Source organism: Methyloversatilis sp., from assembly GCF_030696805.1.
GTDB lineage: Bacteria > Pseudomonadota > Gammaproteobacteria > Burkholderiales > Rhodocyclaceae > Methyloversatilis.
The window spans coordinates 104,027-126,385 of sequence record NZ_JAUYRO010000041.1; the positions used below are offsets into that span (position 1 = coordinate 104,027).

The window sequence follows — 22,359 nt, forward strand, 5'->3', positions numbered from 1 at the left end:
CTACAGGGTGGGACTATTGTGCCGCACGCCCGAGCGCTTCCTGGGCGTAGCGCAGATAGGTGACTGCAAATTCGGTGTGGCCATGCGCATGCTCGACCTCGGCCAGGCAGGCCAGGGCCACCGGGTCCTGGGGCACCGCGGCGAGCACCTGCTCGGCCAGCCGCGTCACCTCTGCCCAGGAGCCTTGACCGATGTTTCCGTGCTTGCCCGGAGCTTGCGTGCGGGCCGTCTCCAGCAGCGTTTGCAGGCGCTGCTGGGCTTCGGGCAGGGGCACGCGCTCGCCGGGAGCCAGGCCGACGCCGGGAACGAGCGGTGTACTCCATTCGGCAGGCAGGTCGGGCAGCCAGCTTTCGATCAGATGGCTCTGGGCTTCGGGATCGCCAGGGTGCTGCCCCTGGGCCAGCCACTGCAGCCACATGAGGCGCAGCCCCTCACCGAAGTGGTGGTTGAACAGATCCTCGCGCATCAGGACCGAGCGCTCGACTTCCTGGCGCAAGCCCAGGCGCAGGGCGTTGAGTTGCGTCACGTCGGCCGCGAGCCGGGCGGCGATGCGTACGTAGTCCTGAGCATTCTGAGCGAGCCATTCGCTGCGTCCCAGGTAGGTGAGGATGCCGGTGCTGAGCCTGCTTTTGAAGCTGTCGCCTTCCATGGACACGAGGGGCACGCCCATCCACAGCAAGTCGAAGGTGGTGGTTCCGCCGGTCAGTGGGAAGGGGTCAAGCGCGATGTCGATGCGGTGGTAGGTCAGGTACTGGTTGCTGACGTCCAGCGGCACCAGGTCCAGTTGCGCCACGTCCATCCCCAGCCGGGCGCAGCGCTCCCGGTAGCTGGCGGTAAAAGCCGGCTTGTCGAAATTCTTGCCCTCGATGAGCAGGCGCGATCCTGGCACGGTATGCAGCAGTTGTCCCCAGAGCGCGAGCACCTCGTCGGTCAGCTTGCCCAGGTTGTTGCAGGAGCCGAAGGTGACATGACCGCTTTGCAGCGCAGGTGTCGGACGGACCTGGTAGAGCGGCTGGTAGCGCCATAGCGGCTGGCGGCTCATAGGCCGGTAGCTGCAGAACAGGGTGGGCAGCCGGTACAGCCGTTCGCTGTACTGGTCGTCGGCATCGGGCGGATCCGTCACCTCGTCCGTGAATTTGTAGTCCATGGCCGACAGGCCCGAGGTGGCCGGATACCCCAGCCACGAAACTTGCACCGGGGCGGCCCGGTGTGCCATGGCCAGTAGGGCGTTGTGGCCGGTATGGCCCGCCAGATCGATCAGGATGTCGATGCCCTGGGCCCTGATGGCGTGGGCTTGTGCGGTGGCATTCATGCCGTCGAGCGGTACGAAATGATCGGCATGGCAGCGCACGCGTTCGGTGACCGCATCGACCTGTGGATACAGGTAGAAAGCCCACACCTCGAACTGACGCCGGTCCAGCTGCGCCAGCAGGCCCTCGACGAAATACATGACCGAATGGGTGCGGAAGTCCGGAGAAAGGAAACCGACTTTCAGACGTCGCCAGGGGCCGTGGCGCTGGGACGCGAAATCCGGCCACTGCGGCTTGAGCACGGGTTCGAACACCGCGGCATATTCGCGCGCAGCGCGCGTCAGCTGCTGGGCGTCGGCGTCCGGGTCCGCCAGCATGAACAACAGCCGATTGGCATGGTTGGCAGGCTCGAGCGGGTTGAGCGCGATGGCTTCCTCGGAGTCACGAACCGCTTCACGGATCTGGCCGAGTTCGCGCCTGTGGATGGCCCGCTGGTTCAGGGCGGCGACACGCTCGGTTGGATTCTTCGCCGAGCCGACAGCCTTTTCTGCTGCCTCCAGGCCTTTTTCGTGTTGCCGCGTGTCATACCAGCATTGCGCGAGCTTGACCCAGGCCATCGCGTGATCGCCGCGCAGGACGGAGACTCTTTCCAGGAGCGGAGAAGCTTCGTCGTTGCGAAGATTCTCCAGCAGCACATTGGCGTAGTTGATCAGCAGTTCGGCGTCGTCGGGCCACAGCGCCGCCCCCTGCTTGTAGGCGGTGAGGGCGTCTTCCGTGCGGCGCTGCTTGTGCAGGGAGAAACCGAGCATCCGGTGGGCGCGCAGGTGCCGGGCGTTCTTGCGCAGCGCCTGCCGGCAAAGCTTTTCCAGCAGTGGCCAGTCGTGCGCCAGCAGGGCGGACTGGAGCTTCGCGTCGATGGCGTCCGGCGCGGCAGAGTAGGAGCGCGCGGCCTTCACGGATTACTGACGCAGCAGGGCCAGTACTCCCTGAGGGATCTGGTTGGCCTGGGCCACCATGGCGGTGCCGGCCTGCTGCAGGATCTGGGCACGCGACAAGGCTGCGGTTTCGGCCGCGAAGTCGGCGTCCATGATGCGGCTGCGGGAGGCAGACAGGTTTTCCGAGGTGATCTGCAGGGCCGAAATCGCGGTCTCGAAGCGGGATTGCAGGGCGCCGAGCTTGGCGCGCTCGCCGCTGAGGAAGGACAGGGCCGAGTCTACCGTCTTCAGTGCGTCGTTGGCCTTGATGACGGTCGTCACGTCCAGCGCCGAGACTTTCTTGAGCGTCGAGTTGGCATCGGCCACGGTCGAAGTCGCGCTGCTGGTGTTGGCGTTCAGGCCAAAGGACTTGTCCGAATCCAGGGTCACGTAGCCGCTGGCAATGCCGCTGGCCACCGAGCCGTTGGTGGCGCCGCCGGTCAGGGTGACCGCGGAGCCGACGGAAGCCGGGCTGCCGGTCGCTACAGCGGGCGCAAACTTGGTCATGACGATGTTGCCCGCCATGGAGCCGTCGACGGCTTCAGCCACGACGATGTCGTTGCCGGTGCCGCTGGTCAGCATGATGCCGGTGCCGGCTGTGTTCAGGCTGGCGATCACCCCGGTCTTGGACGATTTCTCGTTGATGGCCGAGATCGCGTTGGACAGGCCGTCGGCCCCCGTGATGGCAGCGATCGAGAAGGAAATTGTCTCGGCCGTTGTATTGTCAGAGGTCAGGTTGATGGCATACGAACCTGCGGCAGTGAAGGTCAGTTCGGTCTCGGTGCGGGCCGAGGCGGCGACGCCGGTGTTGGCTGTCTGCAGGTTGATGGTGTCGGCGGTGGCCTTGGCTGTGCCGTTGGCTGCCAGGGTCACGGTGGCGCTGCCCAGCGCGCCGTTGACGGCCAGGGTGTCGATGGTTGCGCCATTGGTGCCCCAGGCGCCGGTGGCAGCGGTCGGGCCGTTGGCCACCACCTGGTTGTTGCCGTACTGTGTGGTGCGCAGGTTGGCCGTGGCCGCCACGATGGTCTGGCCGGAATTGGCGCCGACCTGGAACTGGGCGGTGCCGAAGGTGCCATCCAGGATCTTCTGGCCGTTGAATTCGGTGGTCTGGGCAATCCGGTCGAGTTCAGCGACCAGCTGGCCGACTTCCTGGTTCAGGGCCTGGCGGTCCGAGGCGCTGTTGGAGGCGTTGGCCGACTGCACGGCCAGTTCACGCACGCGCTGCAGGATACTGCCCGCCGAGCCCAGCGCACCTTCAGCCACCTGGGCCAGGGAGATCCCGTCGTTGGCGTTACGCGCCGCCTGGTTCAGGCCGCGGATCTGGCTGGTGAAGCGCTCCGAAATCGCCAGACCGGCGGCATCGTCCTTGGCGCTGTTGATGCGCAGACCCGAGGACAGGCGCTGGATCGCTGTACTGAGCGAGCCCTGGCTGACACTCTGATTGCGCTGAGCGGTGAGCGAATTGATATTGGTATTGATAACGGCAGCCATTGAAACACTCCTTCAGTTCAGGGTTGTGGCCCCAAAAGTGGCCGGTTCGCGCCATGAAAGATGGGACATGGCAAAACGATGGATTGATTGTGGGCGGCGCGTTTCGGGCTGGTGCCCCGATAAAAAGGGGGAAAACGGGCCAGCTTTTGCATTTAGTCCTCAAGTTCAGCCGAAAAGCGCCGAAATGGAGGTGTACCCAGCTGTTGCCGGAGTTTGTTTCCTTTCCCAAGAGAACGAATGGGGGGATAAGGTGGCGTAATTCGGTGAATCAGCCCTTAAGTTTTGTTCTAGCCGGGCCGAAAACAGATTCAACGGTCCTTCCGGGGCCCGCCATTCACCGCGACAGTGATGTCGCACTGGTGAATCAAGTCGCCAGCATCGTCTGGCGTCCTGGCTGGCGGTAACGCCATCTGTTTGTCACAGGAGATTTGCAATGGCATCCATCATCAACACCAACATCAACTCGCTGACCGCGCAGCGTAACCAGGGCCTGAGCCAGGCATCGCTGAGTTCTGCGATCCAGCGCCTGTCCTCGGGTCTGCGCATCAACAGCGCACGTGACGACGCCGCCGGTCTGGCGATTTCGGAGCGTTTCACCAGCCAGATCCGCGGCCTGAACCAGGCCGTGCGTAACGCCAACGACGGCGTGTCGCTGGCGCAGACGGCTGAAGGCGCGCTCAAGGCCTCCAGCGACATCCTGCAGCGCGTGCGTGAACTGGCCGTGCAGTCGGCCAACGCCTCCAACAGCGCCTCGGACCGTCAGGCCCTGAACCAGGAAGTGACCCAGCTGGTCGCCGAACTGGACCGCATCTCGCAGACCACCGAATTCAACGGCCAGAAGCTGTTGGACGGCACCTTCGGCACCGCCCAGTTCCAGGTCGGCGCCAATGCGGGTCAGACCATCGTGGCGACGACGGCCAACCTGCGCACCACCCAGTACGGCAACAACCGGGTGACGACCACCGGCCCGGGCATTCAGGCTGCCGCGGCCATGCCATTCGCCAACAACGGCGTGCTGGCGGGAGACACGGTCGCGATCAATGGCAGCGTGGGGAGCGCCAATATCACCTACGCCATCAATGCCCAGGCGAAAGAGATTGCCGACGCGATCAATCAAGTCGCCGATAGCACGGGTGTCCGGGCGACCGCACGAACCGAAATGGGAATGACCTTTGCGGCGCCGGGCTCCTACACCCTGGAGCTCACTTCAAGCAATACCACCCTGGAAACGGTGAGCTTTTCCCTGTCTGGAACCCAGGGGGCGGATGGGTTGGCAGCAGCCCTTGCCGCCATCAATGATCGCACCAGCAAAACGGGCATCACGGCCACGCTGGATGCTGCCGGGTCTGGCCTCATGCTGAGCAACACGACCGGCAACAACATCATGATCGGCGAAGCCGTCACCAATGCCGGCAACGTGACGATGCAGAAGTACGCGCGTGACAGCAGCCAGGCACTGGTCGCGGTCGGTGGAAGTGTGACCATGCTCACGCCCAATGCGGGCAACTTCAACTACGTCACGAGTGGCTACCTGGCGCTGGACTCCGACAAGTCTTTTGGGGTGGATGCCAATGGCGGAACTGCCATGGTGGATGCGAGCTCCACCCTGCGCAAAGTTTCGGATCTGGATGTGCTGTCCGTTCTGAAGGCGTCGGATGCCTTGCAGACGGTGGACTCGGCGCTGTCCTTCATCAGCGGTGAGCGCGCCAAGCTGGGCGCCTTGCAGTCGCGCTTCGACACGGCTATCTCCAACCTGCAGGTGACGTCCGAGAACCTGTCGGCCTCGCGCAGCCGGATTCTGGACGCCGACTTCGCACAGGAAACCGCCTCGCTGTCGCGTGCCCAGATCCTGCAGCAGGCTGCGACCGCGATGGTGGCCCAGGCCAACCAGCTGCCCCAGGGCGTGCTGGCTCTGCTGCGGTAAGCCCCAGGGTCGCTGAATGACAGCCTGGCGCGGGTGACCGCGCCAGGCTGTTTTTTTATTCAGCCGCCGCTGCGTGAACGGACTCAAGTTCAACGGGAATCCGCCGATAACCGAGAGAGGTGGAAATATGGTCTTTTCTCGCCCCAAATCAAAGTGACAGATTCGGGGACGAGGCAGATAATTCTGCAAGGAATGCCGGCACCGTGCCGGCCAGGAGTTCGTCATGGCCACGATGTCATCGCCGGGTATCGGCAGCAATCTGGATGTCAAGAGCATCGTCTCGCAGCTGGTGGCGCTGGAGAAGAAGCCGCTGGAGAAGCTGCAACTGGCAGCGGCCACCGTGCAGACCAAGATCTCGGTGTTCGGCCAGGTCAAGTCACTGGTGTCTTCGCTGAACGATGCCGTCAGCAAGCTCAGCAGCGTGACGGGCTGGAATGCGGTCAGCGCCAGCACCTCCGACAGTGCCTATGTCGGCGTCAGCGCCATCGGGGGCACACAGCCCACATCCTTCAACGTGGAAGTGCAGAGTCTGGCCAAGGTGCAGACGAGCTATACCGCGCCCCTTCTGCCAGTGGGCGGGGCGATCGGGGCCGGCACCCTGAGGCTTGAGATTGGCAAATGGACCGGAGCCCCCACCCCGAACTTGTTTACGGCCGGCAGCGGCACGCCTGTGGACATTACCATTAGCGCCTCCGATACGGTGTCCGACGTGGCCAGTAAGATCAACGGCGCCAATGCCGGCGTCACCGCCACGGTGCTGAACGATGCTTCGGGTGAGCGCTTGCTGTTGCGCGGCAAGAATACCGGTGAGGATGCGGGCTTCCAGCTCAGCGTCACCAGCGATGCCGACACGGACCCGGCTGACGCGCTCGGTCTCTCGCGCCTGGTGAATGGACGTACGATCGACCAGTTTTCGGCGAATGCGGCGGCCACCATCAACGGGATCCCGGTGACCTCGACCACCAACACCTTTGCGGACAAGGTGTCCGGCGTCACCTTCACCGCCGTGAAGCAAACGACCGCTCCCGTGACGATCACCATCGCCAAGGACACCTCGGCGGTCCAGAAGAACATCGAGGCCTTCGTCAAGGCCTACAACGAGATCAACGGGGTGCTCAATGAGGCCACCAAGTACGATCCCGCCACCAAGACCGGCGGCCTGCTGCAGGGCGACGCCACGGCGCTGTCCCTGCAGAGCGCCTTGCGCGCTGCAGGCCAGTCCTTGAGCACCGGCTCCAGCGTTTACGGCCGCCTGAGCGATGTGGGCATCAGCGTGCAGCGCGGCGGCAACCTGGAGATCAACAGCAGCAAGCTGTCTGCGGCGATGGAGAAGATGGATGAGCTCAAGACGCTGTTCAGCAACGCGACGGCAGGCAACGCCGAGGGAATCGCCGTCCGTTTCAAGGGCCTCACCAAGACGCTGCTGGCCAGCGACGGCTTCTTCCAGAGCAAGGATGCAACGCTCAAACGTTCCCTGGACAGCAACGCCAAAGACCAGGTCCGGGTGAACGAGAAGGCCAGCCGAGTGGAGGCCGCCCTGAATCGGCGCTACAGTGCGCTGGATGTGCAGCTCACCAGCCTGAATTCGCTGAATTCCTACCTGACGCAGCAAATAACCCAGTGGAACAAGACCACTTCCTGAGTTAGAGCGCCTTCATTTCCCCAGCGGATCAGCCGATAAATAGACAGTACCCCAAGCTGCACCAGAGGACCCAAAAGCATGTTTCGCACCGCAAGCCCCCGCCCGGCCGATGCCTACCGGCGCATCAACGTCGAGACCAGCATGCACACGATCGATCAGTACCAGATCGTCAGCCTGCTGTTTGACGGCATGCTGCAGTCGCTGGCGGCGGCACGTGGCGCGCTGGCCCGTGGTGACGTGCCTGGCAAGTGCGAGGCCATCGCGCGCGCCCTGCGCATCCTGGAGGAAGGGTTGAGCACCGGGCTGGACCGCGTCGATGGCGGTGAGCTGGCCGAGAACCTTGCGGCTCTGTACGACTACTGCACGCGCCGCCTGATCCTGGCCAATGCCCAGAACGACGATGCCATCCTGCAGGAGATCCAGCGTCTGATCGAAACGGTGGCCCAGGGGTGGAAGGGCATGAAGCAAGGCGCCACGGCCGAGCCGGCGGCTGCTGTGAGTGCGGGAGCCTGAGCCATGCCACAGATGCTGATCGACTACTACAAGGCCATCGAGGACAGCAGCGCCAAGATGCTGGAGGCGGCCCGGGTCAAGGACCTGGAGTCCGTGATGCGTTACGAAGGCGTGTGCGCTGTGCTGATCGAACAGCTGCGCTACCGCTCTCGCGAGGAGGAGTTGCGCCCCGAGGAGCGCAGCGAGAAAGCGCGCATCATGCAGCGCATCCTGCGCAATGACGCCGAGATCCGCAACCTGACCGAACCCTGGCTCACCCATCTGGAAGAAGTCATGGACGGCAGCGGCAAGCGCGTGCTGCATTGACAGAGGCAGGGGCGGTATAGCCGTAGCGAGCGAGCCGAGTGCAAGGCGGCCGGAGCACAGCCACCGGAACGTACTTCCTGTACGTGAGGATGGCGCGCACCGCCCAACGCCGCAATCGGCTTGCGCAGTAGGCTACACCTGCATGTTCATGATGTCTGAATAGGCCTGGACCATGCGGTTACGCACGTGCAGCGTGGCCTGAAAGCCGATCTGGGCCTTCTGGATGGCCACCATGGTCTCTTCCAGACTGACCTTGGGGTTTTCCATCTGCACCTGTTTCTGCAAGGTGCTGGCAAAGTTCTGGGCCTCGCTGACCGACTGCAGGGCGGCCTTGAATTCGCCAGGGAAACCCTGGCCGGCGACGCTTGGCTTGGCGGCCATGCCCGGCCGAACCGTGACCGGCATCGTGGTGGGTGTGAGTCGCAGATCCATAAGTCAGCCCCGTGGGTAGGTGTGGGAACTGATGCTAGCGGTCACTGTGCGAATCTTTAGCCTGAAAAGGCAGGGAAACCCGGCTCTTTTCCCCCTATAGTTTTGGGACGCAGCCCGAATAATCCGTTGCACAGGCGCCGAGAACCGCGCCCCGATGTACCGGAACACACCATGGCTGAAGCTGCTGCAATTCCCTTGAACCCGACGCTGGGCCAGCGTATTTCCACGCTCAACCAGGGGCAGATCATGCGTCTGGCTGTGGGCGTGGCCCTGTTCGTGGTGATTGCCATCGCCGGCCTCATGATGGGGCGCCAGGCCGAATGGCGCGTGCTGTATGCCAATCTGTCGGACAAGGATGGCGGCGCCATCATTGCCCAGCTCTCGCAGCTGAATATCCCCTACAAGCACGCCGAAGGTGGCCACGCCATTCTGGTGCCGGCCGACAAGGTGCATGACACCCGTCTGCGCCTCGCGTCCCAGGGCCTGCCCAAGGGCTCGGTGGCCGGCTTCGAGCTGATGGAGGCCAACCGCTTCGGCGTCACCCAGTTCCAGGAGCGCGTCAGTTTCCAGCGTGGGCTCGAAGGCGAGCTCACCCGCTCCATTCAGGCCTTGTCCTCCGTGCAGAGCGCGCGTGTGCACCTGGCCATCCCGAATCAGAACGGCTTCTTCCGCGAGCAGCAGAAGCCAACGGCCTCGGTGCTGCTCAGCCTGAATGCAGGGCGTTCGCTGGACCGCAGCCAGATTGCCGGCATCGTGCACCTGGTGGCCTCCAGCGTGCCCGAGATGAAGCCCGAGGCGGTCAGCGTGCTGGATGACACAGGCAAGCTGCTGTCCCAGTCGACCAGTGGCCCCGACGGCGTGGCAGGTGGCGCAGACGCGCAGCAGTTGCAGTACGTGCAGCAGCTGGAGACGCTCTACCGCCAGCGCATCCTGGACATCCTGGAGCCCGTGGTGGGCCGCCAGAACGTCAAGGCGCAGGTCACCGCCGATGTCGATTTCTCGCAGACCGAGCAGACTTCCGAGACGCACAAGCCCAACCAGACGCCCGAGTCGGGCAGCATCCGCAGCCAGCAGCTTCTGGAGAGCAGCAATCCCGGCCCGGCCGGTCCCGGCGGTGTGCCAGGCGCCGCGACGAACCAGCCACCCGGCCCCAATGCCGCACCCATCAACGCACCGGCGCAGGCGCTGGCGCCCGGCGCGCCCGGGGCCGCTGCAGCGGCAACGCCGCCGAGCACACGACGTGAATCCATCATCAACTACGAGGTGGACAAGACGGTGCGTGTGGTGCGTGCTGGCAGCGGTGTGGTCAAGCGCCTCAGTGCTGCCGTGGTGGTGAACCACAAGAGCGAGATCGACGCCAAGGGCAAGACCATCACCACACCGCTGACCGATCAGCAGATCGATCGGATGACGGCGCTGGTGCGTGAGACAATCGGTTTCAGCCAGGAAAGAGGTGACTCCGTGAACCTCATGAATGCCCCGTTTGCCCAGGAAAAGATCACCTTGCCCGAGGTGCCCCTGTGGAAGCAGCCTGAAGTGCAGGAGCTGGCGCGCAGCTTTGCGTGGCCTGTGGGCATGCTGCTGCTCGCCGTTTTGGTGCTGTTTGGCATCATCCGTCCGGCACTCAAATCCCTTGGCTCCCCGCCTCAGCGCCGCCCGCAGCTGGACGCCATGCTGTCCGAGGAGCCGGAGCGTCCGCTGCTCGCCGGCCCCGCAGCGGAGACGGCACCAGCAGGCCCCACTCCGAGCGAGAGGGCCTTGGACGATGCGCGCAAGCTGACGCGCGACAACCCGGCTGCCGTGGCGGGCATCGTCAAGGGCTGGGTCAATGGCGAAGGTCAGGGCAACGCCCTGACGATGGGATAAGACCATGGCGACGCCGGAAGACGGACTCCAGGACGCAGCGGTCCTCCTCATGTCCCTGGGGGAGGAGGAGGCGGCGGAGGTCTTCAAGCATCTGTCACCCAAGGAAGTGCAGAAGCTGGGCGAGGCCATTGCCAAGACCAAGTCCATCACGCGCGAACGCGTCGACGACGTGGTGACCAAGTTCACCAACATCGCCGCGGCGCAGAGCCTGCTGGTATCCGATTCGGGCGACTACGTGCGCTCCGTGCTCAAGCGCGCCCTGGGCGACGACAAGGCCGCGCTGCTGATCGACCGCATCCTGCAGGGCGGCGACGTCTCGGGCATCGAGAGCCTGAAGTGGATGGATCCGATGTCGGTGGCCGAGCTGCTGCGCAACGAACACCCGCAGATCGTGGCAGCCATCCTGGTGCACCTGGATTACGACCAGTCCGCCGACATCCTCAAGTACCTGACCGAGCGCCAGCGCAACGAAGTCATGCTGCGTATCGCCACCATGGAAGGCATCCAGCCCACTGCGCTCAAGGACCTCAACGAGGTGCTGTTCAAGGTGCTGGCTGGCGGCGACAAGATCCGCAAGGCGTCGCTGGGCGGCATCAAGACCGCGGCCGAAATGATCAATCTGATGGGCACGGTGATCGAGGGCACGGTCATCGAGTCGATCCGCGGCCACGACCCCGAGCTGGCGCAGAAGATCATGGACAAGATGTTCGTGTTCGACGACGTCATGAAGCTCGACGACAAGGCCATCCAGATGCTTCTGAAGGAAGTGGCGTCCGAGTCGCTCATCGTCGCGCTCAAGGGCGCTCAGCCCGAGCTCAAGGAGAAGTTCCTCTCCAACATGTCGTCGCGTGCGGCCGAAACGCTGCGCGAGGACCTGGAGTCGCGCGGCCCGATGCGCCTGTCCGAAGTCGAGGCGCAGCAGAAGGAAATCCTCAAGATCGTGCGTCGCCTGGCCGACGAAGGCCAGATCGTCATCGGCGGCGGCGCCGATGACGCCATGGTCTGAGGCCTCCAAACCAAGACTGATCCATGCGAACCACCACCCGTTTCATTCCCGGCGACGAAATCAACGCCGTCTCCCGCTGGAGCTTTGCCGACGTCGATGCCGCGGCCATGCTCATGGCGGAGCAGGGCCGCGAGCGTGAGCTCAATGAGCAGATCGCCACCGTGCGCCAGCAATTCCACGCCGAAGGGTATGCCGACGGTTTCCAGCAGGGCCGCGCGCAGACCCTGCTGGAAGCGCAGAAGCAGGTCAGCGACTACATCCAGCAGCAGGGCCAGCAGGCCGCGCAGCAGCTCGGCAGCCTGATTGAATCGGCCAAGACCCAGCTCGAAGGCGCCGAGCAGTTGGCGGGCCAGGCCGTGCTGGAGCTGGCGTGCGAAATGGCGCGCCAGGTGCTGCGTCACGAAATATCCAGCAACCCCAATGTGCTGTTGCCGGTGATCCGCGAGGCCCTGGGCCTGCTGTTTTCCGACAGCAAGGCGGTGCAGATCCGGCTCAATCCGCTGGACCTGGACGTATTGCAGGACGTCCTGCGCGAGGAGTATCCCAACCTGCCGCTCACGCTGCAGCCCGATGCCGCCATCACACGCGGCGGCTGCCTGGTCGAATCGGCCGGTACCGTCATCGACGGCCGGCTGGAAAAGCGCTGGGCGCGCGCCATCGGCCGACTTGGGCAGAACCTGCCCTGGGAGGAGGCCTCCGGTGACGATGCCTGAGCCCGGCGCACGCTGGCAACAGTTTCTGGACAGCGCCCGCCAGCAGGCCGGCGTGCCGCAAAGCACGCTGGAAGCGGGGGGCACGCTCACGCGCTTGGCAGGCCTGGTGCTCGAAGCCGTGGGCATCCGCGCGCCGGTGGGATCGCAATGTCTGATCAGCCAGCCGGGGCAGGCGCCGGTGCTGGCCGAGGTCGTGGGTTTTTCCGGTGACCGGGCCTTCCTGATGCCGGCCGGTGATGTGCAGGGCCTCTCCAGTGGCGCCAGCGTCGTGCCCACCGCGCCTTATGTGGTCGTGCCGCGCCTGGGGGATAGCCCCGCGGCCCGCGCGGCCCACTACGTGCAGGGCCAGTTGCGCCTGCCGCTGGGGCCGGGCCTGCTGGGGCGCGTGGTCGATGCGCACGGCGAGCCGCTGGACCGCCGCGGGCCGGTCGTGAACGTCACGTCGCGCCCGCTGGACCGCAGCCCCATCAATGCCATGGACCGCGCACCGATACGCGAGTCGCTGGACACCGGCGTGCGTGCCATCAATGCCCTGCTGTCGGTGGGGCGGGGCCAGCGCCTGGGTCTGTTCGCCGGTGCCGGCGTGGGCAAAAGCGTGCTGCTGGGCATGATGGCGCGCTACACCCAGGCCGACGTCATCGTGGTCGGCCTGATCGGCGAGCGGGGCCGGGAGGTCAAGGAATTCATCGAGGACATCCTGGGCGAGGAGGGCCGTGCGCGCTCCGTCGTGGTGGCGGCACCGGCCGACTCCCCGCCGCTGCTGCGCATGCAGGCGGCGTCTTACGCCACCGGCGTGGCCGAATACTTCCGCGACCAGGGGCAGCACGTGCTGCTGCTGATGGACTCGCTCACGCGTTACGCCATGGCGCAGCGCGAGATTGCGCTGGCCGTGGGCGAGCCGCCGGCGACCAAGGGCTACCCGCCGTCCTGCTTTGCCCGCTTGCCGCAACTGGTCGAACGCAGCGGCAATGGCCTCAACGGCGTGGGCTCCATCACGGCCTTTTACACCGTGCTGAGCGAGGGCGACGACCAGCAGGACCCGATTGCCGACGCGGCCCGTGCCATCCTGGACGGCCACATCGTGCTCACGCGCGCGCTGGCCGAGGCCGGCCACTACCCGGCCATCGACATCGCGCAGTCGGCCTCGCGGGTGATGCACAACGTGGTGAGCCGCGAACATTTCGAGCTGGCGCGGCAGTTCCGCGCCATCGCCTCGCGCTACGAGCGCGGGCGTGACCTGGTGCAGATCGGCGCCTATGTCAATGGTTCCGATCCGGCGCTGGACGAGGCGATCCGCCTGAACGGCCCCATGAGCGATTTTCTGCGCCAGGACATGTATGCCGGTGCCGGCTTCGATGAAAGCGTGAAGGCCATGGCGGCCACCATCCAGCGCGAGGAGGCCTTCCCGTGAATGCCCGCCTTGAACCGCAGCGGAGGCCCGCATGTCTGCCCTGAAGAGCCTGGCCCTGGCCATCGAGGTCGCCACGCGTGCGCGTGACCAGGCCGACCAGGCCCTGATGCAGGCGCGTCGTGCGATGCAACAGGCCCAGGGCCAGCTGGACCAGCTGGAGAGTTATGCCGCCGATACCGAGTCGCGCTGGGCGACGGCATCCGCCGTCAGTCTCAGCGCTGAACTGATGCAGCACCACCACCAATTCCAGCAACGCCTGCGCCAGGCCGTTGGCATGCAGCAGGGCGTGATGAGCGATCTGGAGCGCCACGTCGAGGTGGCTCGGCTGCGCCGTGTGCAGGAAGAGGTGCGCCTCGCGTCCTTCCGGCAGCTGCTGAAGAAAAAGCAGGCCGCGCTGACCCAGCAGGAGGCCCGGCGGGAACAGAAACAGATGGATGAACAGGCGGTCCTCAAATACGCCCGTGCGGCCGGTGGAGCCGGCAGCTTGTTGACTGGAGAACACTCATGAGCATAGAAAACGGTGTGAGCACGAGTGCCCCCAAGGCTGCGGCCAAGGCGGCCTCGTCGGGTGGCAACGGGTCGGGTGCTGGCAAGACCCAGGCGACCGTGCCCGGGGACTTTGCCTCCCTGCTGTCGAACCTTGGGGCCGAGGCCTTGCCGCCCCAGGACGCGCTCGCAGGCGGTGAGGAAGACGTACTGCCGACCGGATCCGAGACGGCCGAGGTCGTTTCATGGCCGGCCGATGGAAGCCCGCCCGTGATAGGCCTGGCCCAGCTTGCGGTGCCGGTGGTTCCCGCCGCTGACGCGTCGGGCGTACCGCTTGCGTCGCGCATCGCCGCCCGCCCGGCGGAGTTGCGTGCCGGCGATGCCGAAGGTCGGCAGGATCTGGCACTGACGCAGTCCCCGGCGGTCGATACGCAGCTGTCTGACAAAGCCCAGGACATGCAGCCCCTGCTGAGGCAGGCGGTCATGGCCCAGCGCATGGCGCAGCAGCGGGGCCAGGCCGCCGAACTCGCGGCCCAGGTGGTCAAGGAACAACGCGGCGAGGACATGGCCGCCCGGCTCGGCTGGCATATCGCCGAGCCCCCGGTGGTCGGGCTGGCGCAGGGCTTGCTGGCGGCAGTTGCTGGCGAGGCGGGTCCGCGGCCTCTGGACCGGCGCGGCGACAAGCCCGGCTTGCAAACGAGCGAGATCGGTGCCTGGAGCGGTCCGTCGCAAGCCGAAGGTGCCCGCATGGATGTGCCCGCCGTGGCCCCGGATGGTGGCTTGACCACTGAAATGCGCGTGGCCGAGCAGGTCAGCTACTGGATCGGCCGCGGTGCGCAGAATGCCGAACTGGAAGTCGAGGGGCTGGGTGAGGGCCCGGTCAAGGTCAGTATCGAGTTGCAGGGCCAGGAGGCGCGCGTCGAATTCCGCGCCGACCAGGCGCAGACGCGCCAGGTCCTGCAGGATTCCATGCCACACCTGCGCGAACTGTTGGAGCGCGAGGGGCTGGTGCTGTCCGGCCTGTCGGTGGGAAGTTCGGGTTCGGAGCGCGGTGCCGGTCAGGCTGGCCAGGGCCGGCAGGGCGGCCGCCAGGGTCAGACCGGCGTGCCCGAGTTGCCCGCGCTGGCGCTGGCGGCAGCAACCCATCGCGCTGCGCCGCTGTCAGGCCGTTCAGTGGATCTTTTTGTGTGAGCGCCGCAAGGCCCGCGCCAGCGGTCCGGATTGGCATGGTTTTTTACCCTTAATCGGGGTATCGTCGGCAAGGATGTCGAGAATAATTTGACCAAGGGTGCGAGTCTTTGTGCTCGCCCGTCGCGCGGCATATCGCCGCATTGAAGCAAGCAATGTCGTAGAGGACTAGATCGTGGCCACCAAATCCCCCGATGCCGAAGCCGCACCGCCGCCCAAGAGCAAGAAGCTGCTGTTGATGGTGGTGATCGGCGTCGTGGTGCTGGCCCTCGCAGCCGGCGGCTATCTCTTTCTGGCCAAGAAGAACGCCGCGGCTCTGGACGAGGAGGAAGAGGAAGAGGTCGCCGCTGTCGTGGCGGCACCCACTGGCCCGCCGACCTACCTGCCGCTGGACAATATGGTGGTCAACCTGGCCGATCCGGGGGGCGAGCGTGTTGCGCAGATCGGCATCACGCTGGAGTTGACCGCGGCCGTGGAGACGGACAAGGTCAAGGCCTACTTGCCCACCATCCGCAGCGATGTGCTCTTGCTGGTGTCTCAGCGCACGGCGGACGAGTTGCTGAGCCGCGAAGGCAAGGAGAAGCTGGCCGAGGACATCCTCGCAGCATCTTCCCGGCATTTTGGCAAGCCCGTGCCGGGGGCGAAGAAGGACAAGAAGGCGGCCGCCAAGACTGGCGGTAACCCCGTTAGGGGTGTGCTTTTCTCCAGTTTTATCGTGCAATGAGCACGAAAGGATGCCAGCGCCATGAGTGAATCGTTTCTTTCCCAGGAAGAAGTCGATGCCCTGCTGGAAGGGGTCACCGGCGAGAGCCAGAAGTCGGTCGAGGAGGTTGTCGAGGCCGGGGAGATCCGCGCCTACAACATGTCCAGCCAGGAGCGGATTGTTCGTGGGCGCATGCCGACGATGGAAATCGTCAATGAGCGCTTTGCCCGCAATCTGCGCATCGGCCTGTTCAACTTCATCCGCCGCAGCCCCGAGATTTCCGTTGGCCCGGTGCAGGTGCAGCGCTACAGCGCCTTCCTGCGCGAACTGGCCGTCCCCACCAATTTCAACATCGTGGCCATCCGCCCGCTGCGTGGCAGCGGCCTGATCGTCTGCGAGCCGGCCCTGGTGTTCGGGGTGATCGATACGCTGTATGGCGGCATCGGCAAGTTCCAGACCCGCATCGAAGGACGTGATTTCTCGGCCACCGAGCAGCGCGTGATCAACCGACTGGTCGATGTGATTTCCGAGGAATACAAGAAGGCCTGGCGCGGCATCTACCCGATCGAGCTGGATTTCCAGCGCAGCGAGATGCAGCCGCAGTTTGCCAACATCGCCACGCCCAGCGAGATCGTGATCTCGACCTCCTTCCAGCTGGAGATCGCCGAGATCACCGGCTCCATCCACTTCTGCATGCCGTACGCGACGATGGAGCCCATCCGCGACGTGCTGTATTCATCCACCCAGGGCGACTCGATCGAGGTCGATCGTCGCTGGGTTACTGTGCTGACACGCGAAATCCAGGCCGCCGAGGTCACCCTGGTGGCCGAATTGGCCCGGGCCGATGCGACGGTGGAGGAGCTGCTGGCCATGAAGCCGGGCGATTTCATCGAGCTCGGGCGCCAATCCCGCATCGAGGCCTCGGTCGACGGTGTGCCGGTGTTCGAGTGCCAGTACGGCACGCACAACGCCAAATACGCCATCCGCATCGACAAGTGCCTGCGCGGCAATGACACCAACTGGTTAGGGGAACGCTATGGCGGTTGACAATCCGGATCAGAAGCCCGAAGACGACGGCATGGCCGACTGGGCCGAGGCGCTGCAGGAGCAGAAGACCAGCGACAAGGGGCCCGAGGCCGAGCCCGGCAGCGTGTTGAGCGGAGGAGCCGCACGCCCCTTTTCTGCCAGCGATGCGCCGGCGAGCGACATCAATATGGTGCTGGACATTCCGGTCCAGCTCTCGGTCGAGTTGGGTCGTACCAAGGTGCCGATCAAGCACATCCTGCAGCTGGGTCAGGGGTCCGTGGTCGAGCTCGATGCCATGGCCGGCGAACCCATGGATGTGCTGGTCAATGGCTACCTGATCGCCCAGGGCGAGGTGGTGGTGGTCAACGACAAGTTCGGCATCCGCCTCACCGACGTTGTCACCCCGTCCGAACGCCTGCGCCGTATCAGCAGGGGGTAAACTGGAGGCATGACGCAAACCGTTGTTTCTGTCGTCCTCTTCCTCGTCATCCTGGCCCTGCTACCACCCGCGGTTCGGTGGTTCCAGCAGCGCGCCCCGGGGGGCGCATCCACCGCGGCCGCTTCCCGCATCGTCTCCGTGCTGGCCGTCGGTCCGCAGCAAAGGGTGATGACCGTCGAGGTCGGCCCCGAAGGTGCGCGCACCTGGCTGGTGCTGGGGGTGACGTCGCAGAGCATCAGTTGCCTGCACAGCATGCCGGCGGGACCGGCATCGGCGCGTGGTTCTGTTTTTTCGCCAGTCACGAAAACTCCGTCTGACGGCGGGGATCCGGCCTGATGCGCCTGCCAACGCCCGGCCCCACCCTGCGCACGCTATCGGGGCTGGCTGTCTCGCTGTTGCTGCTGGCCGTGCCGGCCCTGGCCCAGGAAAACGCGCCACTGGCTGCCGCCCAGATCAACACCACCCAACTGCCGCTGATCGTGGGCAGCGATGCGTCGGGCACGAGTTACTCGGTGCCGATCCAGACCCTGCTGTTCTTCACGGCCTTGTCCTTCCTGCCGGCCATTCTGCTGATGATGACCGGCTTCACCCGCATCGTCATCGTGCTGTCGCTGCTGCGACAGGCGCTGGGCACGCAGTCGTCCCCCCCCAACCAGGTCATCATCGGCCTGTCCCTCTTCCTGACCTTCTTCGTCATGGGGCCCACCTACGACCGCATCTACGCCGACGCCTATCTGCCGTATACGCAGAATGTCATCAGCTTTGATCAGGCCTTGCAGCGCGGTGAGGCGCCAATACGCCAGTTCATGACCAAGCAGACGCGGCAGTCCGACTATGCGTTGTTTGCCAAGCTCGCGAAGCTTGATCCGGCGGTCAGGATCGACACCGCCCCCATGCGCGTGCTGATTCCTGCTTTTGTCACCAGCGAGCTCAAGACGGCCTTCCAGATCGGCTTCCTGATCTTCATACCTTTCCTGGTGATCGACATCGTGGTGGCCAGCGTGCTGATGTCGCTGGGCATGATGATGCTGTCGCCCGTGCTCGTGGCCCTGCCCTTCAAGCTCATGCTCTTCGTGCTGGCGGATGGCTGGAACCTGCTGATCGGCTCGCTGGCGGCGAGCTTCGTGCCATGAGGGATCGGACATGAACGCACAAATGGTCTTGACCATCGGACAGGAAGCGTTGCTGACGCTGCTGATGGTGTCGGCGCCGCTACTGGGCGTGGTGCTGCTGGTGGGGCTGCTGGTTAGTCTGTTCCAGGCCATCACCCAGATCCACGAGGCCACGCTGTCCTTCGTGCCGAAGCTGGTGGCTGCCATGGCCGTGTTCGCCTGGGCCGGACCCTGGATGCTCAACATCCTGGTCGAGTACATCCGTCGCACGATCGAGGCGATTCCCGGCATCGTCCTCTGAACCCGGTCGGGCGCAGACATGATCACCTTCTCGGAAGCCCAGCTGATGGCCTGGCTGTCGCCACTGCTGTGGCCTTTCCTGCGGGTGCTGGGTGTCTTCACATCGGCTCCCATCTTCTCCTCGCGTGCTTTTCCCGTGCGCGCCCGCATCGGGCTGGCCCTGCTGGTGACGCTGGCCTGTCAGGCGACGCTGCCGCCCATGCCGGTGATCGACCTCAACAGCCCGGCGGCGCTGGGGGTGGTGATCCAGCAGTTGGGCATCGGCTTGTCCATCGGCTTTGTCGTGCGTCTCGTGTTTGCGGCGTTCGAACTGGCTGGCGAGGTGGTGGGCTTCCAGATGGGCCTGAACTTTGCCGCCTTTTTCGACCCTTCGCTCAACGGTCAGGTCAGCGCCGTGGCGCGCTTTTTCGGCTACATGGCCTCGCTGCTTTTCGTGGTGCTCAACGGTCACCTGATGGTGCTGATGGCGGTGACGCGCAGTTTCGAGGTCTTCCCCGTGACGCAGAATTTCATGGAGGCCCTGCGGCTGATGCAGCTCTACACCCTGGGGGGCGAGCTGTTTGCCAGCGCCCTGTGGATCGCCCTGCCGATGCTGGCCCTGCTGCTGTTCACCAATCTGGCGCTGGGCATCATCTCGCGCGTGGCGCCACAGATGAATGTCTATGCGGTCGGCTTCCCCATCACGCTCAGCGTCGGCCTGGTGGGCATGGCGGCCACTTTGCCCATGCTGGACCGGCCCTTTCAGGCTCTGCTGGAGCGAGCCATCGAGATCTTCACCGTTGGGCGATAGCCGCCAGGTCTCTTACACCAGTCCGTTGCGAATGGCGTAGACCGTCAACTCCGCGTTGTTCGAGAGCTTGAGTTTTTCAAGGACACGTGAGCGGTAGACGCTGACCGTCTTGGGGCTGAGCATCAGTTCCTCGGCGATGTCGGACAGGCGCTTGCCCGAGGCGATCTTGAGCAGGGTCTGCAATTCGCGCTCCGAAAGCGCATCGTGCAGCGCCTCGCTGGTGGGCGTGGCCAGGTTGTCCACCAGCATCTGGGCCACGTCGGACGTGACGTACTTGCGGCCCTGGGCAATGGTGCGCACGGCCGTGATCAGTTCAGCGGGGTTGCCGGCCTTGTTCAGATAACCTTGGGCGCCGGCACGCAGGCAGCGGATGGCGTACTGGTCTTCCGGAAACATGGAAACGACCAGGACTTTCGTGGGCGTATCCGCCTCACGCAGCGAAGCCAGCACTTCCAACCCTCCGCGGCCGGGCAGGTTCAGGTCCAGTACCAGGATGTCGCACGGCGTGGAACGCAACAACTCGCGCACTTCCGAATAACTGCCGGCCTCGCCAATGACTTTGATGTCGACGGCCTCGGACAGGGTGTCGCGGATACCGCGCCGCACGACGGCGTGGTCGTCACAAAGTATCACTCGAATCATCGAACCTAACCTTTTGCCTCGATTGTGAGGGGAATCGACAGCGTGATGGATGTGCCCTCGCCTGGGCGACTGCTCACATCCAGCCAGCCGCCTGCGGTGCGCGCCCGCTCCTGCAGGCCCTTGAGGCCGAATGCCGTGGCCTTGTCGCGCTCTGGCGGCTGGATACCCTGTCCATTGTCGGTGATCTCCAGGGTCAGCACACGCTCTGCATCCGACAGTTCGACCCGGACTTCGCGGCAACGGGCATGCTTGGAGATGTTGGTCAGCGCCTCCTGCGCCGTGCGGTAGGCGGTCAGCTGCATGTTTTTGGGCAAGGCGGGCTCACGCAGGGTGATGCGCACCAGCGTCCGGACACCGGTGCGGCGCTCGAATTCTGCAGCCAGCCAGTCGATGGCGGCTTCCAGGCCTTGGTCCAGGATGGCGGGACGCAGATTCATCATGATGCGCTGGCTGGCGCCGACCGCATGCTGCAGCATGCCGGTGGCGGCCTGCACATGGCCCTGCGTTTCGGCGTCGGCATGGTGACGGCCGATCCATGAGAGGTCGAACTGAATGGCCGCCAGCGAACCGCCGATGTCGTCATGGATCTCGCGCGCAATGGCCGCACGCTCCTGTTCAATGGAGGTCTGCAGGTGCTCGGCAAAGCGCGCCATGCGCTGCTCAGAGGCGGCCAGCTCCTCGACCGCGCGCTCGCGCTCGCGCTTGGCCTGCTGGACGTCGATGGCGCGCTGGATCACGTGGGCCAACTTGCCCAGATCGTCCTTGAGCAGGTAGTCGCTCATGCCGAGCTTGATGGCGTCTACGGCGGCCGCCTCGCCGATGGCGCCGGACAAGAGAATGAAGGGGGGAGGCTGGGGGATGGCCTGCAGGGCTTCCCAGGCGTCCAGGGCTGTGAAGCCGGGCAGTCGATAGTCGGCCAGCACCACGTCGAAGTCGCTAACCTGCACCTGGCGCACAAAGGCATCCAGGCTTTCGACGCGCTCGAGTTCGCAGGGCATGCCGGCACGGCGTAGCGCCTGTCGGACGATGTCGTGATCGAGCTGTGAATCCTCCAGGTGCAGGATGCGCAGGGGGGCGGGGAGGGAGTCTGACTGCATGCGATGGAGGATAGAGTGAAAAAGTCCTGAAGGTGTGCAGTGAGGTGGCCTGAACGCCCAGAAATGTTGACGAATTACCTCCCATTTCTGTGGAATCCTGCTACTCTATCTCCAGGAAAATTCTAATACCGGACCTGTTAGCGCGGTAAATCATCTAGCATCCGGATGTCCGAACAGAATGACCATGCAAGCCCCCAACGCCCAGTCTACCGAACAGCCCGCCGTGCAATTGCCGGTCATGCTGGTGGCCGAGGTGCAGGATTCGCTCCTGGTCGTGGTGCACGACCTGGCTCGGCTGGACGGGCTGCTGGCGCACACCATGGACAACTTGATGCAGCGTTTCACCAAGGCGATCAGCGGTCTGGACGGCCCGGTTGCTGCTGACCTGGCCGCGCTTGATGAAGTGCGCACCGTCCTGCGGTCTGCCGTGACCGAGTTGCAGTTCCAGGATATGGCCTCGCAACTCATCGTCCATACGTCCAAAGTGCTGCAGGGGTGCGCCTATCGCCTGGCTTCGGAGTCCATGGGGCAGGAGGATGGCGAGGCGGTGCCCTTTGTCGAAGAGGTGCCGGAGCGCCCCAACCCGGTGACCCAGGACGAAATGGATGCTGGCTCGATCGAATTGTTTTGAACCCTTCAACCTGACTAAACGCAGAACCTATTTCCCCGGAGCTCAGACATGCCACTGATACTCGCTGTTGACGATTCGCCCTCGATGCGCAAGATGGTTTCATTCACCCTGGCGGGAGCGGGATACCAGGTGGTCGAGGCCGTCGACGGGCAGGACGCCTATGAAAAGGCGCAGACCCAGCACTTCGACCTTGTGCTGACCGACCAGAATATGCCCCGGCTCGACGGATTGGGTTTGACGCGCAAACTGCGTGAACACCCGAATTTCAAGACTACGCCGATCCTGATGCTGACCACCGAGTCGAGCGACCTGATGAAGCAGGCCGGTCGCGCCGCGGGAGCGACCGGCTGGCTGGTCAAGCCTTTCGACCCGGCGCGCCTGCTTGAGGTCATCAAGAAGGTCATCAAATAACACGGT

24 protein-coding genes are annotated in these 22,359 nt (G+C 64.6%); 19 read left to right on the forward strand and 5 right to left on the reverse strand.

Going from position 1 to position 22,359, the window contains the following annotated elements; genetic code table 11:
* Window positions 1–13 precede the first annotated feature (13 nt).
* Window positions 14–2,206 carry a tetratricopeptide repeat protein gene (locus Q8R75_RS07265; protein ID WP_305663599.1) on the reverse strand — a complete coding sequence of 731 codons (2,193 nt, stop codon included), beginning with the start codon at window positions 2,204–2,206 and terminating at the stop codon, window positions 14–16.
* 3 nt (window positions 2,207–2,209) lie between these two features.
* On the reverse strand, window positions 2,210–3,715 hold the full coding sequence (locus Q8R75_RS07270; RefSeq protein ID WP_305663600.1) for a flagellin: 1,506 nt from the start codon (window positions 3,713–3,715) through the stop codon (window positions 2,210–2,212).
* 433 nt (window positions 3,716–4,148) lie between these two features.
* Here Q8R75_RS07270 and Q8R75_RS07275 point away from each other — a divergent pair, with 433 nt between their 5' ends.
* The 4 genes from Q8R75_RS07275 to Q8R75_RS07290 all read left to right on the forward strand — a co-directional run bounded on the left by Q8R75_RS07275 (window position 4,149) and on the right by Q8R75_RS07290 (window position 8,100).
* The gene (locus Q8R75_RS07275) at window positions 4,149–5,639 is read left to right on the forward strand and encodes a flagellin (RefSeq protein WP_305663601.1); all 1,491 of its coding nucleotides are present in this window, start codon (window positions 4,149–4,151) and stop codon (window positions 5,637–5,639) included.
* A gap of 223 nt (window positions 5,640–5,862) precedes the next feature.
* On the forward strand, window positions 5,863–7,281 hold the full coding sequence (gene fliD / locus Q8R75_RS07280; RefSeq protein WP_305663602.1) for a flagellar filament capping protein FliD: 1,419 nt from the start codon (window positions 5,863–5,865) through the stop codon (window positions 7,279–7,281).
* Between the two features lie 78 nt (window positions 7,282–7,359).
* Window positions 7,360–7,794, forward strand: a complete 435-nt coding sequence (gene fliS, locus Q8R75_RS07285) for a flagellar export chaperone FliS (RefSeq protein ID WP_305663603.1) — start codon at window positions 7,360–7,362, stop codon at window positions 7,792–7,794.
* A gap of 3 nt (window positions 7,795–7,797) precedes the next feature.
* On the forward strand, window positions 7,798–8,100 hold the full coding sequence (locus Q8R75_RS07290) for a flagellar protein FliT (protein WP_305663604.1): 303 nt from the start codon (window positions 7,798–7,800) through the stop codon (window positions 8,098–8,100).
* Between the two features lie 132 nt (window positions 8,101–8,232).
* Here the strand turns inward: Q8R75_RS07290 and fliE are convergent, their stop codons facing one another.
* Window positions 8,233–8,532: a flagellar hook-basal body complex protein FliE gene (gene fliE / locus Q8R75_RS07295; RefSeq protein WP_305663605.1), complete on the reverse strand. Its 300-nt coding sequence runs from the start codon at window positions 8,530–8,532 to the stop codon at window positions 8,233–8,235.
* Window positions 8,533–8,703: 171 nt separating this feature from the next.
* Between fliE and fliF the strand changes: the two genes are divergently transcribed.
* From fliF to fliR, 13 genes are all read left to right on the forward strand, one after another.
* Window positions 8,704–10,398: a flagellar basal-body MS-ring/collar protein FliF gene (fliF, locus tag Q8R75_RS07300; RefSeq protein ID WP_305663606.1), complete on the forward strand. Its 1,695-nt coding sequence runs from the start codon at window positions 8,704–8,706 to the stop codon at window positions 10,396–10,398.
* Between the two features lie 4 nt (window positions 10,399–10,402).
* Window positions 10,403–11,404, forward strand: coding sequence for a flagellar motor switch protein FliG (gene fliG, locus Q8R75_RS07305; RefSeq protein ID WP_305663607.1), 1,002 nt, complete (start codon window positions 10,403–10,405; stop codon window positions 11,402–11,404).
* 23 nt (window positions 11,405–11,427) lie between these two features.
* Window positions 11,428–12,117: a flagellar assembly protein FliH gene (locus Q8R75_RS07310; RefSeq protein ID WP_305663608.1), complete on the forward strand. Its 690-nt coding sequence runs from the start codon at window positions 11,428–11,430 to the stop codon at window positions 12,115–12,117.
* On the forward strand, window positions 12,110–13,528 hold the full coding sequence (gene fliI, locus Q8R75_RS07315; RefSeq protein WP_305663627.1) for a flagellar protein export ATPase FliI: 1,419 nt from the start codon (window positions 12,110–12,112) through the stop codon (window positions 13,526–13,528). Before Q8R75_RS07310 ends, fliI begins: the two co-directional genes overlap by 8 nt.
* A 31-nt stretch (window positions 13,529–13,559) precedes the next feature.
* A complete protein-coding gene (fliJ, locus tag Q8R75_RS07320) occupies window positions 13,560–14,036 on the forward strand; it encodes a flagellar export protein FliJ (RefSeq protein WP_305663609.1) in 477 nt (158 codons plus the stop codon).
* Window positions 14,033–15,205: a flagellar hook-length control protein FliK gene (locus Q8R75_RS07325; protein WP_305663610.1), complete on the forward strand. Its 1,173-nt coding sequence runs from the start codon at window positions 14,033–14,035 to the stop codon at window positions 15,203–15,205. Before fliJ ends, Q8R75_RS07325 begins: the two co-directional genes overlap by 4 nt.
* A 172-nt stretch (window positions 15,206–15,377) precedes the next feature.
* A complete protein-coding gene (locus Q8R75_RS07330; protein ID WP_305663611.1) occupies window positions 15,378–15,926 on the forward strand; it encodes a flagellar basal body-associated FliL family protein in 549 nt (182 codons plus the stop codon).
* A 21-nt stretch (window positions 15,927–15,947) separates the two neighbouring features.
* Window positions 15,948–16,952 carry a flagellar motor switch protein FliM gene (fliM, locus tag Q8R75_RS07335; protein WP_305663612.1) on the forward strand — a complete coding sequence of 335 codons (1,005 nt, stop codon included), beginning with the start codon at window positions 15,948–15,950 and terminating at the stop codon, window positions 16,950–16,952.
* Complete coding sequence (gene fliN / locus Q8R75_RS07340) at window positions 16,942–17,370, forward strand: flagellar motor switch protein FliN (RefSeq protein WP_305663613.1); 429 nt, start codon at window positions 16,942–16,944, stop codon at window positions 17,368–17,370. Before fliM ends, fliN begins: the two co-directional genes overlap by 11 nt.
* A 9-nt stretch (window positions 17,371–17,379) precedes the next feature.
* A complete protein-coding gene (locus Q8R75_RS07345; RefSeq protein WP_305663614.1) occupies window positions 17,380–17,706 on the forward strand; it encodes a flagellar biosynthetic protein FliO in 327 nt (108 codons plus the stop codon).
* Window positions 17,706–18,503, forward strand: a complete 798-nt coding sequence (gene fliP, locus Q8R75_RS07350; protein WP_305663615.1) for a flagellar type III secretion system pore protein FliP — start codon at window positions 17,706–17,708, stop codon at window positions 18,501–18,503. Before Q8R75_RS07345 ends, fliP begins: the two co-directional genes overlap by 1 nt.
* Window positions 18,504–18,513: 10 nt before the next feature.
* Window positions 18,514–18,783: a flagellar biosynthesis protein FliQ gene (gene fliQ, locus Q8R75_RS07355; RefSeq protein ID WP_057674643.1), complete on the forward strand. Its 270-nt coding sequence runs from the start codon at window positions 18,514–18,516 to the stop codon at window positions 18,781–18,783.
* A gap of 18 nt (window positions 18,784–18,801) precedes the next feature.
* A complete protein-coding gene (fliR, locus tag Q8R75_RS07360) occupies window positions 18,802–19,572 on the forward strand; it encodes a flagellar biosynthetic protein FliR (protein WP_305663616.1) in 771 nt (256 codons plus the stop codon).
* Window positions 19,573–19,584: 12 nt separating this feature from the next.
* On the opposite strand, the gene Q8R75_RS07365 is transcribed toward fliR, so the two are convergent.
* Window positions 19,585–20,214: a response regulator transcription factor gene (locus Q8R75_RS07365; RefSeq protein ID WP_305663617.1), complete on the reverse strand. Its 630-nt coding sequence runs from the start codon at window positions 20,212–20,214 to the stop codon at window positions 19,585–19,587.
* A 5-nt stretch (window positions 20,215–20,219) separates the two neighbouring features.
* Window positions 20,220–21,311, reverse strand: a complete 1,092-nt coding sequence (locus Q8R75_RS07370) for a response regulator (RefSeq protein ID WP_305663618.1) — start codon at window positions 21,309–21,311, stop codon at window positions 20,220–20,222.
* A gap of 178 nt (window positions 21,312–21,489) precedes the next feature.
* On the opposite strand from Q8R75_RS07370, the gene Q8R75_RS07375 reads away from it, so the two are divergent.
* Complete coding sequence (locus tag Q8R75_RS07375; RefSeq protein WP_305663619.1) at window positions 21,490–21,942, forward strand: hypothetical protein; 453 nt, start codon at window positions 21,490–21,492, stop codon at window positions 21,940–21,942.
* 48 nt (window positions 21,943–21,990) lie between these two features.
* A complete protein-coding gene (locus tag Q8R75_RS07380) occupies window positions 21,991–22,353 on the forward strand; it encodes a response regulator (RefSeq protein ID WP_305663620.1) in 363 nt (120 codons plus the stop codon).
* The last annotated feature ends 6 nt before the right edge of the window (window positions 22,354–22,359 follow it).